At 60.7% G+C, this 16,517-nt stretch carries 11 protein-coding genes; all 11 read right to left on the bottom strand.

The annotated features are described in order from the left end of the window. Genes WB650_RS05955 through WB650_RS05905 form a run of 11 tightly spaced genes read right to left on the bottom strand, consistent with a single transcriptional unit; the run spans position 1 to position 16,517 of the window. The gene (locus WB650_RS05955) at positions 1 to 867 is read right to left on the bottom strand and encodes an ABC transporter permease (protein ID WP_423959788.1); all 867 of its coding nucleotides are present in this window, start codon (positions 865 to 867) and stop codon (positions 1 to 3) included. Positions 868 to 906: 39 nt separating this feature from the next. Beyond that, positions 907 to 2,121 (bottom strand): glycosyltransferase family 4 protein, encoded by a 1,215-nt coding sequence (locus WB650_RS05950; RefSeq protein ID WP_423959786.1) that lies wholly within the window; start codon positions 2,119 to 2,121, stop codon positions 907 to 909. After that, complete coding sequence (locus WB650_RS05945; protein WP_423959784.1) at positions 2,122 to 3,477, bottom strand: O-antigen ligase family protein; 1,356 nt, start codon at positions 3,475 to 3,477, stop codon at positions 2,122 to 2,124. It lies immediately after the preceding gene. After that, positions 3,474 to 4,169 (bottom strand): class I SAM-dependent methyltransferase, encoded by a 696-nt coding sequence (locus tag WB650_RS05940; RefSeq protein WP_423959833.1) that lies wholly within the window; start codon positions 4,167 to 4,169, stop codon positions 3,474 to 3,476. Before WB650_RS05940 ends, WB650_RS05945 begins: the two co-directional genes overlap by 4 nt. Before the next feature lie 55 nt (positions 4,170 to 4,224). Then, complete coding sequence (locus WB650_RS05935; protein ID WP_423959782.1) at positions 4,225 to 5,370, bottom strand: glycosyltransferase; 1,146 nt, start codon at positions 5,368 to 5,370, stop codon at positions 4,225 to 4,227. Positions 5,371 to 5,378: 8 nt separating this feature from the next. Continuing rightward, positions 5,379 to 6,842 carry a hypothetical protein gene (locus tag WB650_RS05930; protein WP_423959780.1) on the bottom strand — a complete coding sequence of 488 codons (1,464 nt, stop codon included), beginning with the start codon at positions 6,840 to 6,842 and terminating at the stop codon, positions 5,379 to 5,381. Then, a complete protein-coding gene (locus tag WB650_RS05925) occupies positions 6,842 to 8,068 on the bottom strand; it encodes a glycosyltransferase family 4 protein (protein ID WP_423959779.1) in 1,227 nt (408 codons plus the stop codon). The genes WB650_RS05930 and WB650_RS05925 overlap by 1 nt, the downstream gene beginning before the upstream one ends. After that, entirely contained in the window at positions 8,065 to 9,972 is a 1,908-nt protein-coding gene (asnB, locus tag WB650_RS05920; RefSeq protein WP_423959777.1) for an asparagine synthase (glutamine-hydrolyzing), read from the bottom strand. The genes WB650_RS05925 and asnB overlap by 4 nt, the downstream gene beginning before the upstream one ends. A gap of 16 nt (positions 9,973 to 9,988) precedes the next feature. Then, the gene (locus WB650_RS05915; protein WP_422303914.1) at positions 9,989 to 12,931 is read right to left on the bottom strand and encodes an O-antigen ligase family protein; all 2,943 of its coding nucleotides are present in this window, start codon (positions 12,929 to 12,931) and stop codon (positions 9,989 to 9,991) included. A gap of 60 nt (positions 12,932 to 12,991) precedes the next feature. After that, the gene (locus WB650_RS05910) at positions 12,992 to 15,424 is read right to left on the bottom strand and encodes a GumC family protein (RefSeq protein WP_423959776.1); all 2,433 of its coding nucleotides are present in this window, start codon (positions 15,422 to 15,424) and stop codon (positions 12,992 to 12,994) included. A 13-nt stretch (positions 15,425 to 15,437) separates the two neighbouring features. Beyond that, positions 15,438 to 16,517: a polysaccharide biosynthesis/export family protein gene (locus tag WB650_RS05905; protein WP_422301530.1), complete on the bottom strand. Its 1,080-nt coding sequence runs from the start codon at positions 16,515 to 16,517 to the stop codon at positions 15,438 to 15,440.

The following is a 16,517-nucleotide window of genomic DNA, read 5'->3' as shown; positions in this document are numbered from 1 at the left end:
TCAAATGATGTCGGCAAACTCGCGCTCCATCTGCTTGAATGAATAGGTTCCGTAAACCAGCATCGCGATGCTGATCGCCGCCGACACCGCCAGATGCCGCCACTCGAAAGGCCGGTTGAAGAGCGCCGACCGGTATCCTTCAATCACCCCGGTCAGAGGATTCAGCACCAACAGCCATCGCCATTGCGCCGGCACAAAATTGGTCGGGTAGATCACCGGCGACGCATACATCCACATCTGAATGAAGAACGGCAGTGCGTATCGAACGTCGCGATATTTCACGTTAAGGCCCGACGTCCAGGTTCCGACCGCGAGCGCGAGAATCACAGTCAGAATCACCAGCGGCACCAGCATCAACGCCGCGATGCTCAACCCGAATCTGTACCAGGCCATCATCGCGACCAGAATCAAGCCCGCGATCGCAAAATCGACCAGTCCCGCTCCGACCGCGGCGGCCGGAATCATCATCCGCGGGAAATAAACTTTGGTGATGATCGCGGCATTGCCCAACATGCTGTTGCTGCTGATGGTTACCGCATTTGAGAAAAACGTCCAGGGCAGCAGTCCTGCGTAGGCGAAAATCGGATACGGAATTCCGTCCGACGGCACCTTCGCCAACCGGCCGAAGATTACCGTGAAGAGAAGCATCGTAAGCAGCGGCTGAAGAATCGCCCACGAAGCGCCAAGCAGTGTTTGCTTGTAGCGGACCTTAACGTCACGCCACATCAGGAAATAGAAAAGATCGCGGTGCACCCACAGTTCGTACAGATCAAGTCCGGCCGATCGCCGGCCCGCCACGATCGTGATTATCGGCGTCGATTCGATCGCGTGGTCGCCCGATGCCTCCGGCATTTCCGGAGGAGGCACTTTATTTGTCAACGCTGACGCCAACTTAAAATCCTTTCTTCAGTTCGATGACGCCGCCAGCTCGGCCGGCCGCGCATCTTCGACGATCTCGATAATCTCGCGTGACATCGCTTCCCAGGTGCGCGCGCGCAATTGACGTGCAAGCGGCGCCACACTCTGCTTCCAGCTATTCATTGCCGAACGCCATCCAAGCATCCTCGCCACCAATCCATCAACATCGGTGGGCTCAGGAATCAGTAAGTCGCGAAGATCCCCAGTGTAGCGCTCGGCAACCCCGGCGTTCGCACTGACCATAGCCGGGACTCCGCAGCATAAGGCTTCCTGAACGTTGAGGCCGTAAGGTTCGTATCGAACCGGGCTCACCAGCAGATCCGACGCCGCAAGGACGTCAGCAATTCGGTCCGTGTGCCCGATCATCGATACGCGACTGCCCAGGCCCGCGTGCGCGACCTGCGCCTGCCACGCCGGCAGCGCGCGACCTGCGCCTGCCACGACCAGATCGGCATCCCAATCGCTGCGCGTGCACAGCTTTTGCCACGCTTCCCACAAGGTGTCGAAACCCTTTCGCGAGTCGAATCCGAGAGATCCGATGAACGCCACAATCGGGCGGTCCGCCGGCTTGTTCAGCCATTCCCGAGCCGACGTGCGGCGTTCAGGAGTCTGCATCTTCCAGTGAGGTTCGCTGCCGAGATAGACCGTGTGTACGCGTTCTGCGGGAATCCCCAAGAGATTGATCAAATCGTCGCGGGTACGATTTGAATTGGCAATTACCACTTGCGCGCGAATCAGTGCTCGTCGCTCACGGACGAGCGCCACGGATTTGTCGAGCCGCAGCTTGGCACGCGACAGTCGCGGACCGCCGCTATCCATTTCGCGCCACGCGTGATGGACGTAATGGACCCAGTTGATATCGGGCCAGTTGCAATTGCCGCCGTTCACCACTACGCGCGCCGAAGCGTCCTGCGTCAGCACCGTGCGGGCGACTTGCCGGCCGCTGGAGTTGATCAACCATTGGCCGAGAAAAAATGACCCCGCCGGCCGCTCAACGCGATGGACTTCGACCATCTCATGTTGGCGAAGATCCTCGTCGGCCCGATGGCATACGAGGTGTACTTTGCTACCGCGGTCCGCAAGATGGGTCGCCAGAGCCGCATTGGCCGCGTCCATGCCGCCGCTGCGATGGAATCCGCCCGCCACGAGCACCCAGGTCCGCGCGCGCGAGGGTTGAGACATTTTGATCGCCGAAACTGACATCTAAGTTCCCACACGTGATCGGATGAAGTCACTGCGTATAATCGCAGGCGCCCACGGATCGGCTACCGCGACTCGCAGCCGGTTCGGAACCGCGACCCAGCCGATCAGTAACATGAGCATTGCGGTGCCGGGGACCCAGGTCAGCAATCCCAGTCCAATCACCCCCATCGCGAGGAACATCAGGGTGGCCACGTAGGCGAGGCGCCGCCCGATGAACCATGGATCGGATCTCCGCGGCGCTGCGCGTGTGAAAACCCAGAAAATAAAAGCAATCCACATAGCCAGGCCCGGGATACCAAGCTCCGCCATTATGCGCGCGTATTCGTTCTCGATTACCAGCCGATTCGCCAGCCGGTCTTGCAGAAAGTACGGGATGCTGGTGCCGCCGCCGCCCAGTCCATTGCCTAGCGGATAGTTTTCCGCCTGTTCCAGAAACCCTTGGTTAACACTGCCCCGCAGACGGACCTGCACATAACTCGTGTCCTGTAGCGATGTAAATCGCTGAAGGCGCGGCGATGTTACTACCATCCATCCTACAGCCACGGCGATTACAGCCCACGCCAGGTAGGCGGTCAAACGAACCCGGAAGGACAACGATACTACTATGGCAAGCACGATCATTAGCACGGCCTGACTGCGAGAAGCGCACATGAACACGCCCAATACTGCTGCTCCGATGCTGACGGCAAACAACACGCGGTTCCAGGTAAATTCCCCTTTTCGTGCCCACGCGCCGACGAGCAACGGCATAGTCAGGACCATCACTCCGCCATAGCCTGCGGGATTAACGAAGGTCGAAGGAATTCGGTACGCGAAATCGCCGCTGCTCGTCGCCACATCCTTGGAGATGTAGATAATTGCGGTGGAGGCGTTACGCGGAAGAAATCGGGCAATCCCCCAGATGTATTCGCCCGCCCCAAACGCAAAAGCCACGATGTTGAGGGCGGCCAGCCAGAAGGCCAGCTTCCTAAGCTCACGATCGTCCAACATCGCTCCTATCAGCAAACACGGCAGAAAAAATACCTGGCCCCGGAGCCCGACCAATTGAATGAGACTGTCCTGGAGCGGAAGCAACGCAAGCGCGATCGGCCACGCAGTCATTATCAGTACCCAAGGCGCGATCTGCCGCATCTTGCGCCGTTCAACTGGGGTGCGCTTGCGCGTGAGAATAGCCAGGTATAACCCGGCCAGGCTTGCATCGAAAACAAAGTACGCGGCCGGCTGAGGAACGTTGCCGCGGATCAATCCGTACATATACCCGAAGGATAGCGCGAGGCCCACGCCAGCCGACAACGACCGTCGTCCCGCGATATACACCGAGACAAAGCCCAGCAGACAGATTAGAAACGCAATCATGCGGTTGCTATTCCGTTTTGCTCAGGTTTACGGAGCAGAAGGCAGATGGTATCACCGGGCAAATAGTCAGAAAGAGCTAACCGCATCGCGCGCGCCGCGAGTCGAGCAAACCATCGCGAACCGTTACTGCCGTCGTCAGGGTAAGACCAAACACGCACGAGGGACAGTCCAAGCGGCGTGAAAATCTTGCGCTTATATGCCTCGAGCACAATTGGGTGAATATGGTCCAGCTCGATCGATGTCGAATGGGCCGCCTGTTCAAAATACGGCACGCCCGCATTCAACAGAAATCTAACGCGAGCTCGCAGCGAATAGATATTCGGCGTGGTGATCAGTAGCTGGCCGCCGGGAACTAGCGCGCGGAATGCTCGCTCGACCAGTCTTTGTGGATTGGCTACATGCTCAATGACTTCGATTATGGTCACTAACTCAAAGTTCGCCAATTGCGGCAAATCATCGTCTGCGTCGAGATTGGCCGGAACGAAATGTGCGATTTCTTTTGCCCCGAACGCCTCCGTATCGCGGTCGACTCCCCATAAATTGCGATAGCCCGCATCATGAAGGCGTTTGAGCCACGCACCGGTTCCGCATCCCAAATCGAGAATCGGTGAAGCGTGGGAAATACCGTCCAGCGTATTAATGATCGGCAACAATGCCGCGTGCTGTCCTTCGATCGTACGTTCCTGGAGCATCACTTCCGGCTACCATCGCGAACGCGGCTGCTTTGCGAAAATTCGTATCGGAGATTCATCGCGCGGGACTCGCAACTGTTCTGCCCGAGCCGCATAGATTGAGCAGCGTCGTGCGCAGGAGATTCATCTGCCTGACCGGGTCGCACAGCTCGCGCGCCCGCGCCGGTCCTGCGCTCCCCAGCTGACAGCGTCGTTCACCGTCAGCGATGAGCCGCTCAAGTGCGGCGGCTAGTGCGTTGGGATCGTTGGGCGGCACCATGACGCCGCATGAATCGTTCACTATTTCAGTCGCGCCGCCGATTTGCGTCGTGACCACCGGAATTCCCGCATAGAGCGCTTCGATAAAGGTAATCCCAAAGGGTTCCGGAGAAATATTCGGTTGACAATGAATGTCCGAGGCCGCTAGCAGCCGCTCGACGTCGTTGCGCTGACCCAAAAATCGCACGCGATCCTCGATTCCGAGTTCTGCCGCGGTGGTGCGAAGACTGGCGAGGTAGCTCTGTTCGAGCCCGCGCTGCGCCCCACCCACGAACCAAAGAATCCACTGGCTATTCGATTTGATCCTCGATGCAGCCTGCATGAGCAGTCGGTGTCCCTTCCATTCCTGCATTCGGCTGCTGTGCACGACGACGACTGCGTCAGTTGGAGTCGTAAATTCAGACCGGGCCGCGTCATGATCGACCCGCGAGTAACTGATAGTGGGCGCCGCTACTGGACAGTGCACCACTTCAATCGGGATCGACGAAAAGGATCCGCGAAATTCCCGCGCCGAATATTCGCTGTTGCAGATCACCAGGTCAGGGCCCGACCAGCGTGCCAATAGCTCCAGCCAATGGCGCCCGTTCGACGCCATGTGCTGCCACATCGCGACCGGCACGCGTGACGCCCGCGCCACGGAACCGAACAGCGCTTGCGTCCACGCCATGTGACAGATCACCACGTCGATTTGATTTTCTTCGATAAGCTCGAAGAGGCGCTTGCGTGCCTTCCAAATCGATAGAGGTTGACGGACTCGGACCTCACCCAGGTCATGCACGGAGGCGCCCGCCACCAGGAGTTCCCGTTTCAGCCGCCCTTCGAAGCAAACCGCGAACTGCTGCTCCAGCGCGGGGCAGCTCTCGCGGAAGCGCGCGAGCGTTACCATGAGCGTCTCTACGCCGCCGTAAAGATTGCCGCTGCCGATGTGCAGAACGCGAGTCATTTTTTTGGCTATGCCGACGGAGCGTGCTCGCTAGCACCGCGCGCCGGACGCAAAGATTCTCCCGACGGCGCTGCTACAAACAGATCGCGATTCCAGATCCATGATCTGATTTGAAAAGTCTTCGTGTCGCGCTTCTCCAGCCAACCACTCGGCGCACGCGCGCCCGGCGCACCAAGCCACGCGGTGAACATTTCCGGCGACGGTACCGCGGAATCCTGCGTCAGCACCGCATGCTCGAATACCTCGCAAATCGGCGCCGTCTCCTTCAGCACGTCATCGGAAATCGCAACCGGCGCGTTGCCCGGAATAGTCTCGCACAGCGCCTTCTGCACCGTCGCGTGCGCGCGAAGAAAGGAACTATGCGCCGTGCTCATTACTGCGAAGCCTGCTATGAACGCCGCCAACGCGACCGGTCTGGCGAGACGGCTTACCCACGACGGCATCTTTTCTGATTGCGCGTCGAGAAACCTTGCCGCCGGAACGCATGCGACCATCGACACCGGTATCAGAAATCGCTGGCCGGGAATCGCGCCCGCGATCAACGCCATCGTGCTCTGCACCGCGGACGCCGAAAGGTTGAGCCCGTCGCGGTAGTAGTAGAGCGACGCGAGCAAGACCATCGCCGCACTCGTCGCCGGCAGCGTCCAGCCCCTGGCCCATTTCGGCGAAAACACTACCCATCCTGCAAGTGGAAATATCGCGAGCGACGCCGCGTAGAACAACGCGTACGATCCGAAATGATCACCCACAAATGAGTTCTGATGCCCCATAAGTGTGTACACACTTCGAAAAGGATTTCCCGTGGTCTCTAAGTTGTAAATAGCCAACATCGCGATCGGGACAAACGCTCCCGCAAACAACCTGCCCGCTCTTTTGATCAAATCGATTCGCCAATTTTCCAGCAGCCATACCATGGCGCTCACTATCGCGAACGGACCCATCCACGGATGCATCAAGACGCTTGCGCCGAACATGAGTCCCGCCAGCATCGGCCGCGGCTCTTCGCGCAGGAGCAACGACACGCCAAACAGTGCGGCGACGGCCGCAGGCATTGCAGCCATCAGGGTCTGCGTGTAATAGAGCGATCCGAACAAAAGAAAATAGAGGGCGCTCCAATCGGGATTGAGGTTTTCGCGGGTCAGCCAATTGCGGACGATGAACGCGCCAGCCACGAAAAATAACGCCGCCACTCCAAACCCAAGCCGCCAATCGAGCTTCCACAGCGGAGCAATCATCGCCGCGTGAAAGGCCGAGAACTTCGAAACTCGATGCCCATCGATTGAAGGTCCGGGATAGGGCCCGGCACGATCGGGAAAAATCGTCCCGTGACTCAGGCTGTACGACAATTGCAGGATATTCCCTTCGTCTTCGATTCCGTACGACGGCGGATAGTAGATAAGGTAAATCGCGCAGAACGAAATCAGCAGGCATGGAAACAGCCACTGGATTTTTGCTTCCTCCGCGCGACCCATCACGCTGCGGCGCGCGCCACTCCCTGGTAAATAGGAAGCAACTCCGCAACCACTCGCTCGCGTGAGAACTGGCGCTCAGCCGACGCTCGCGCCGCCGCGCCGATCTGATCTCGCAGGCCGCAATCGCCCGCCAGCTTCTCGATACAATCCGCCAGCGCGTCGACATTGCCCGGCGCATGCGCGAGCGCGTCAACTCCCGGCCTGACTATCTCGCTTGCGCCGCCTGCCGCGCTCACGATAACCGGCTTGCCGCACGCCATCCCCTCAGCGATCGCGAGTCCGAACGGCTCGGGCTGCGTGCTCGCATGCACCACGATATCCAGCGCGCGAATGGCCGCCGCGCTGTCATCGACGAAACCGGTGAATCCGACAATTTCCTCGATGCCGAGTTCCGCCGCCATCCGCCGCAGTTCGTCAATCTGATACTGGCTACTCTCATTTTTATAAATCGGCGCCCCGATCACGTACGCGCGGATCGGCAACACGCGCGATGCCTTCGCGACCGCCCGGAGAAAAACCTGGTGACCCTTCCAGCGCGCCATCGTCGCGATCAACCCAACTCCTATCGTGTTCGGTGCTGCCGCCGTCATGGCGCACATCTGGTCGAGATTCGCGATCTCCCCGCTCGGAGAAAACGCATTCAGATCGACGCCGTTATACACTCGATGGATTCGCAACTTGTCGCCGCAAACCGTTCGCAGGTCTTCGGCGACGCTGTTCGAGTTAGCAATCGCCGCCGTGCATCGATTCGCATTCGCGCGGATCAGCCGCGACATCAATGGCCGCGCGCTGACGTAATCTCGAATGTGCCAAATCAACGGACATCCCGCCGGACGCGCCCACGCCGCCAGCACGTGCATCTTGAAGCCGTTGCTGTGAATCAAGTCCGGCGCCAATCGCGCCAACGTCCGGCGCAGGCGACGCACGTACGCGATGCTCGGAACTCCCGCGCGTCCCACATTGCCGGCCAGTCGCAGATGAGATTGCTGGCGCCCGGCGGGGCCGCCCGCGCCCGCGTCACCGAGGCGTGACAGTGCACCAGGAAAATCCATTGCGCTCGCCTGAACTCCGATTTCTCGAGCGCGACGAATCAAAGGACCGTCGCTCCCCGCGACCAGTTGCATCTGCCAGTCAGGTTTCGCCGCCCTCAGACTAGCCATCAGGAACAGCAGGCTGCGTTCGGCGCCGCCCAGCTCTCCCGACGGATTGAGATACAGGATCTTCACGCTGCGTGGAGCTTGAATCGCGCGGAATAGTCGCGGATCACGATGAACGCGAGAATCTGCAGCGGACTGACGCGCCTGTCACCGGCGAGAAATTGCTTCCAGGTTCTGCGCGGTGCGCTCGCGTCGATTCCGAGATCGCGCCATCTGCCCGTATCGTTCACCGCGTCCTCCGCGACCTGGTTGAGCGGCCGGTCCTTGCCCATCCATTCTGCCCACGGAAACGTGAACCCGCGCTTTGCGCGTCGCCAAACCTCGGGCGCAACTCCCGCGCCCGCAATATCGAGCAGCAGCGGTTTCGGCCGCGGGTCCGGCATCTTCCAGCTATCCGGCGTCGAGAAAACCGCTTCGACCATGCGATGGTCCAGAAACGGCACGCGGTACTCGATCGGCGCCGCCATACTCGCGACGTCGGAATCGCGCAGCAGCATGTGGCGCATGTAGAGGTTCATTTCGAAAAAACTGATTTTGGTCGCGGCGCCCATTCCACGTGATTCGACCCGCAACTGCTCGAGCAACGCCGAATCGACCCCCGTGAGAGGATCCGACGATTCGGGCCGCGGCATCAGCGCTCGACGTTCGACCGGCAGAAAAAGCTCGCGTCGGAGGAGATACATCGCCAGCGCGTCAGCCGGACGCCGGCTGGTTTCCGCCAGCTTCAGTCCCGCGCGATTTCGCATGAAACCGCTGCCCAGTCTGGCGATCATGCTGAGCACCGGATTTTCCGCTAGCGCAATCGCCCGCGGGACGTCGGTGAACGTGGCGTATCCGCCGAACAGCTCGTCGCCACCAAGCCCCGACAATGCCACCGTGAGTCCGGCTTCGCGGGCCGCCTTGCTGACGAAATAAGTGTTGAACCCGTCAACCGTAGGCTGGTCAATCGCGGCCAGCGCGCCGGGCATCTGGCCGAGCACATCGGACCCGGCCAGCCGGATATTCTGATGTTCGACCGCGAACCGGGACGCAGTCGCGGCTGAAATATCGCTCTCGTCGAACTCCGGCGAATCGAAACCAATCGTCAGCGTCCGCAGCGTGCCGCTCCACGACGCCGAGGCGAGCGCCAGCAGGGCAGACGAGTCGATGCCTCCGCTGAGAAACAGCCCGAGCGGCGCGTCGCTCGCAAGATGAAGCTTGACCGCACCCGTCACGACCTCGTGCAGCTCCTCGACCGCGTCCGCGCGCGCGGGAGCGTCACCGCCGACGGCCGACGGCAGATGCCAATAAGTCGCGCGACGCAGTTCTTTGCCGGTCGCGAGATCGACCGCAAGCATCTCGCCCGGCCGAAGCATCTCGACGCCTTTGATCAGCGTCTGGTAGCCGTGCACCGCGCCTTGCGCGAAAAAACTCTCGAGCGCCGCCGGCTCGACTTCGTTCGAACCCATTTCGGGACTCAGCGACATCAAGGCGCGCAGCTCACTTGCGAACGCCAACGCGCCTCCGGGCAGCCTGCTCATATATAGCGGCTTTATCCCCAGCCGATCGCGCACCAGGTAGCCGACTCCGCGCGCAGGATCCACGAGGCCGATCGCAAACATCCCGCGCCACCGCGATATCGCCGCCTCGCCCCATTCCCGATAGCTGCGCAGGATCGCTTCGGTGTCGCATCGAGTCCGAAACGTCTGCCCGCGCGCCGCGAGCTCCGATTCCAATTCCTTGAAGTTATAAATCTCACCGTTGAACACGACCCACGACCCGCTCGAATCGCGCGAAGGGCCGTCCGTCATCGGCTGATGTCCCGCCGGACTAAGATCGAAAATCGAGAGCCGCGTATGCACCAGCGACACGGTCGGCGTCGGCTGGATCATGCCTTCGTCGTCGGGTCCGCGATGACGCAACGCCGCCAGCAGCCGGCGCGAAATCATGCCGCCTTCGTCCTGCGCTCCAATCAATCCGCCGATACCACACATGAGATTTGTCTCGATGCTACCGCGCGTCCGAATCGGCCGCCGGCGACGCCTGAGCGTCCGGCGCCGCATCCTCAGCCGGCATCGTCTGTGGCCGATTCGAATCCGCCGCGGCGTCGGCCAGCTTGCGCTTGAATCCCGCCAACCGTTCCGCGACGTCCTGGTCTTGCGGCGCTAACGAAGCGGCGCGATTGTACGCCGCTTCCGCCGTCGAGTAGTCATAATTTCTATCCGCGGCCATCGCGAGGTTGATGTACGCCTGCACCGAATCCGGATTCAGCTCGGTGGCTTTCTCGAACAGCAACGCCGCACGCGCGTTCCGTCCGGTCGCAAGGTACAGAGCGCCCATCGCAAACGTGCATTCATATGACGTCGGATCGGCCTTGACCGCCGTGTCGAGCGCCTGCTCAGCGACGTCGAAGCGACCAAGCGCCTGCGCCCCGTTGACCACACTCAGCGCGAGCTTGCATGGGTCCGCGCCGCGATCGATTCCATCCGATATGGCACTCTGCACCTGTTCGAATTCCTCACCCGGCACCAGCACTCGCGCGATTAGCTCGGTGTAGTCATCCGCCTCGCCGGGATCCGTGTCGATCGCGGTCCGCAGCACCTCGCCGGCTTTTTGAAGCCGCCCCATTTGCAGATAGGCGTCGGCTGCGCCACGAAGATATTGCGCGCGTCGTGCGGGATCTTCTTCGCGCTCGGCCGCCTGTGCGAACAACGACGCACGTTCACTCGGCTTGCCAACTGACTGGTAGAAGTCCCCCAACGCGTCGACCGATCCTTTGAAACCTGCCCCCACCGCGCGCTCGAGGCCATCGTTGATCGCGCGCTTTTCGTCGTCAGGCAGCCACGGCAGGATTCGCGGACTTAGATAAAAGTGCCACGACGCGATCGGCGCGGCGAATACCGACTCGCTTATCTGCCGCATCGCATCCGGTCGCCTGCCGCGGTCGATCAAATCCTGCGCGTAGAGGTCGCGCGCGTGTGGATCGGTAGGATCGAGCCACGCCCACGTCGCAATCCAGCGCGATCGCATCGCCGGTTCCATCGAGGCGCCGAAGCGCGCGAGCGTGAGCCGATGGGCATCGGGATTGTACGGATAGCTGAGCAGCAGGCCTCGCGCATCGCTCAACGAACCGGGCGTCGCAATATCATAAGGATACGGCCGCCCCGTCTGCATCAGCGCGAAAATCCCGAGACCAATCGCAGCCGCCAACGGAAGGTAAAAAATTCCGCCCGTCGATTTGCCTTCATCTGGATGCACCAGCCGCGGCCCCGGTTCAGGCATCTCGACCGGAATAGACAGCCTGAGCGCGAGACTCACAAGGATCACGAACGAGATCAGATTCGCGGGAATCTGAAGATCAAAATCGAAAAACTCGATCGCCGCCATCACGATCAGTCCCGCAGTGATCGCCCCCAGCGCGGGAAGTATGTGCTCGGGCACCGTTCGCAGCGCGGATCGCAGTCGCCCCGCCACCCGGACCACCAGCCATCCGAACAGCGCCATCCCGACCAGTCCGATATCGACCAACAGCTCGAGATAATCGTTGTGAGCCGCGTTGTAGAGCAAATCTGATCGAGGCACCGGCTGAAAGCGGAAAAAAACTTCCGGCCACCCGCCGAGCCCAACCCCGAAAAGCGGAAACTCGCGCAGTATCGATGGGGTCTTCAACCACAGCGCCATGCGTTCCCCCAGATCCAGACTGCCCTGCGACACCGTCGCGCCCAGGCGTGCGGTGGACTCTTCGCGTCCGCGCCCGCCGACGAACATCAATGCCAGCACGACCATCGCGGCCAGGATCGCCAGCGATGTGCGTAGCGGTCGGGCCGTTCTCTTGCCCCCGCCTGAATCTTCAGTCGGCCGCGATCGCGCTTGCACGAAAAAAAACAGGGCGACCGTGCCGATTCCCAAGCCCATCCATCCCGCGCGCGATTGACTGAGTGCGACCGCGATGAAAATCAGAAACGCTGCGAACCCGCATGATATTCGTTTCGCGAGATCCGCACCGGAACGCGCCGGGAAGCCGCCGAAGACCGCCCCCGACAGCATCAACGGAAACACCATCGCCAGGTATCCGGCGAAGTGATCCGGATCGACGAATGGCCCCGACGCGCGCGCCGCCGACGGATCAGGCGCGCCCCAATCAAGCGGCACCATTGTCCAGAGAATCTTGCCGTTCCACGTCGCCCACTGAATCAAACCGACCATCGCGATAACCAGCGCGGACGCAAGCACCGCGACCAACGTGATGCGCGTGAACTCGATCCCCGCGCTCGATTCCTCGTGGTCATTAAGCGGATAGAACGCAACCGCGAACAGCAACGCCGCGACGGCCAACGCGCCAACCAGGCCGGCATTCGTGAGTGGCCACGCGATCGTCAGCGGACGCCATCGCGTCGAATAGATCGCAGGCACCGCAAGCCCGGCCACCGGCGGTTTCGCCTCGCTCGCTTGAGTCGCATCGATGCGGCCGGCCACCGGCGGCGAGAATGGTACCGCCGCGCCTTGCAGGACTTCATTTCTGGTCGGCAGTATCGTCGGAGCGCCGGTCTCCGCCTGCGGCGCCGGCGCCTTCTGATGATCGTCTATCGACGCCAGCTCTCCTCCCGGCGCGCGGTCGGGCCAGTCGGAAAAAATATGCGCGTACTGGGAATACGTCGATGGCGAAATTACCCGCAACGCTGCCGGTGGGATCGGAAGCGATTGAAAGGCAAAAAATAGCAGCAGCAGTCCAACCGGCACGCGGATCGATCGGATCAGCTTGCCGTTCTGCCGCGCAGGCGTCACGCCGTCGCTGTCGAGCATCCGCAGCTTCAACATCCACAACGCGAACAAACCGAAGCAGGCCGCTTCGACCAACCGGTAAGCCCAAGGATATACCGATCCGAACGCGAGCGGCGCCAGGAAAATCAGGCCGAACAGAATCGCCTGAAATATTCTGTCGAGGATACGCAAATGACAGGGCCCGCAACTGCGCGTTTACCGGGCCCTCGGTAGAGCTTCGGGGGTGACGAACTAGCTGAGTTCTTTGGTACTCGGCCGCGGCAGCGCGAAATCCTCGTTGCCTTCGAGAATGTCATTCGAATAGTGGAAATAGTAATTCTTGTAGTACTTGTACTCCGGACTCTGCAGATTGACCTTGTTCAGCACGATTCCGAATATTTTCGATCGCGCGTACTTCAGCCGCGCGCACGCAACTCTGATCTGCTGTTTGGCCGTCGTCGCGCTATTCACCACCACCACCACGCCATCGACAATCGTCGACAGCAACACCGAATCGCTGACCGGTAATACCGGCGGCGAATCGATCACGACGAAATCAAAACTCGCCGCGAGCTCGGCCAGGATCTTCTTCATCTTGTCCGATCCGAGCAGCTCGGTGGGATTCGGCGGCAGCGATCCCGACGTGAGTATCGACAGCCCGTCCACCTGCGTCGGACGTATCATCTCGAATACCGTGCGCCCTCCGGTCAGCACTTCGGTAAGCCCCGGTTCCTTGTCTATTCCGAAAACGCGATGACACCGCGGGCGCCGGAGGTCCGCGTCGATCAACAGGACCTTGGCTCCGGTGTGCGCAAATAAAACCGCCGCGTTGGTCGAGGTCACCGTCTTGCCTTCGCCGCTGGTGGTGCTCGTCATCAGAATCAGTTTCGGCGGCGCGCCGGCGCGCGACAAAAGTATTCCCGTGCGTAGCGTTCGATACGCCTCGCCATGCACCGAATATGGATTCGAGGCCCCGATCAGCTCGCGCGGATGCCCGCGAAACAAACGTGCAGGCACCGCTTCTTGATCGCCGGTCTTTTGCTCGCCGGTCTTCTTTGCCAGCTTGAGCGCCCTGAAACTCTCGCGCCCCTTCTCCTCGACATACGAAAACACCGGCACCACCGCCAGGTTCGGCAGCCGCAGGTATTGCTCCACCTCCTCGGGCGTTTTGAGCCGGTTGTTGAGAAATTCGAGCAGGAACGCCAGCGCGACCGCGCCCGCCAGCGACAGAACCGCGCTTGTCATCACGCTCTTGGACATCTGTGGACTCGACGGCACCGTCGAAGTCTCGGCCTCGTCGACGATCACCACGTTCGACGAACGCGCCTCAGCCGCAAGCCCAACGTCCTTCATCCGCTGGAGCACGCTGTTGTACAGGTCGCGATTGGTATCGACCTCGCGCTGGAGAATTGCATACTCGACCGCCGCGTCGTTGAGTCCGAGCGCGTGGGTCCTGCTCTTGTCCATCTCCTCCTGCAGCCGGTCTTCCTTGCCCTTGGCCTCCTGGTAAGACGACTCGATACTCGCGGTCACGCGACGGGTTTCCTGATCGATATCGCGCTGCACCTCGTCTCGTTTCGCCAACAGCCGAGCCAGTGGTGGATAGTCAGGCTTGAATTGCTTCGCCATGCCGGCATATTCGGTCGACAGCGCGTCGTATTGACCACGCAAGTCCGCCAGCATCTTGTCCTCGTGGACCTCAGGCAGCGCGTCGTACTGATGATTGTGAATCAGCTCAACCTTCGCCTCGATCTCCAGGCGCGCGACCTGCGCCTCCGTCAGACCCTTGCTCAGCTCGGTAAGGCGGTCGAGAACGATCGTCTCCTTGCCGTCCAACGACATCAGGCCCGGCACGATTCCCTGGTCGCGCCGATACCGATTAAGCGCATACTCCGACTTCTGCAGCTTCTCCTTCAGGTCGACCAGCTTCTGCTCGAGAAATTTCTGCGCCTCTTCGTTTGCCTGGCTGTGCAGCTCGATTCCCTGCCGGATGTACGCGTGCGCGTGAGCGTTGGCCAGCCTCGCCGACAGCTCGCCGTCCGGCGTAGTGAATACGATATAGACCAGGTTGGTATCCTGTACCGGTTTGATCGACAAACCGCCCATGTACGCGCCAATCGCTGCTCCGCTGACTCCGTCCGCATCCCGCCCGAAATGCGACACGGGCAAAGGTTTTTTGCTCGACGATCCGCCGAAAATCCCCTTGACGAAATGCGAGACTGCCATGCGCGCCGAACTGATCCATCCGGGCCCCGACTTGTTCCCGCCGGCCGTCAGGATCTTTTCGAGGCCGTCATCTTTGATCGCGCTGACCGCCAGGCTCCTGCTCTTCAGAATCTCGTACTGCGTCTTGTTGTAGTTGTCGTAGTAGTCCGACTGATCTCCACTCTCCGAATTGTCGCCGCCCAGCACCTGGGTTCCGAATATTTGCGGCGACCCTGGTTTTATCAGGATGGTCGCCTGCGCTGTGTACAGCGGCGTTTCCATCAGCACCCGAATGATCGTCAGCAGCGTCACGCCCACGAAGATCGCGATGATCATCGAGATATGCTTGTGGAGGGTACGCCAGTACTGATTGAAATCTATCCGCCCCTCCTCGTCTTCGAAGGAGGTAACCCGGCTGTCGACCGCCTCGTCCTCGAGCGGCGTGGTGCGGCGGATAAAATATGGCGAAGGTTGAGTCATCGTCCCTTCAACTTCAGAAGCCGTAGGTAGGCAACGGCACCCGGGTCAGGATGTTATAGAAAACGTACGGCCCGATCTTAACGTCTGAGTACGGAACATCGATCACATCGTTGGCTCGAACCGGAATGTCGGGATCCTCGCCCTTCGAAATTTTGTCCAGGTTCACCGATATTGAAACCTTGTTGCCGCTGCCGTCGCTCCGAATCAGCGTCGCGTCCGCCGTATTCGCCGCGAACATCGCGCCGCCCGCGGAACCGACTGCACCCAGCACCGTCAACCCCGATCCCACCTGGAAGTACCCCGGCTTGTAGACCCAGCCTGTCACCATCACGTTTCCCCCGCCGGGAACTACAATGATGTCGCCGGGATTCGCCGGCATGTTCATGTATCTTCCACTGCCGCGCATCGAGCTCTTCAACGGGATGACCACCGCGGGACCGTTGCTCACTTCACGCTCCAGCGTCGCCAGATCGACCGCGCCGCCGCCCGTTTCCACCGATGCTGGCATCACCCCGGTCGCGGACCCGGCCTCCGCCGTCTGCGTGGTGCCGGTATGCGAGTCCGCATCTGTCCCGGGTTTCGCGGAACTGCTCTCGGCCATCGAGTTCGCAATCTCCCTGAGCTGATCGCTTCCGCCCTTCACCTCTGGCAGGACTACGATCTCGTCCGCCGAGTCCGGCGTCATTCCGCCCGCCTGAGTGATCACGTCCAGGATCGTTTCACCCGATCCGGTCAATGTCACCAGCCCAGGATTCCTCACCGCACCCACTACCGCCACTTGCCGGCTGTGGTACTCCTTCACGAATACGTCCACTTGCGGATCGTACATGTACTTGCCGAGTGCGGCCCTCAGTTTTTCTCGCAGACCCGCTTCAGTTTGCCCCGTGGCCTGGATTATTCCAATCAGGGGCAGCTCGATCTGACCGCTGCCGCTGACTCGAACAGTTCGATCCTTCAGGTCATCAACTCCCGGCACTTCGACTTCAATCACGTCCCCGGGTCCGATCGGAAAGTCCGTCGTCTTCTCCGCGCGCGCCGACCGCTTGTCCCACAACGCCTTCAACCGTACTTGATTGGCATCCGAATTTGCCAC

It is taken from the genome of Binatus sp. (SeqCode) (genome assembly GCF_049584895.1).
Classification (GTDB): Bacteria; Desulfobacterota; Binatia; order Binatales; family Binataceae; genus Binatus.
This window is presented reverse-complemented; position numbering and strand designations above follow the sequence as displayed.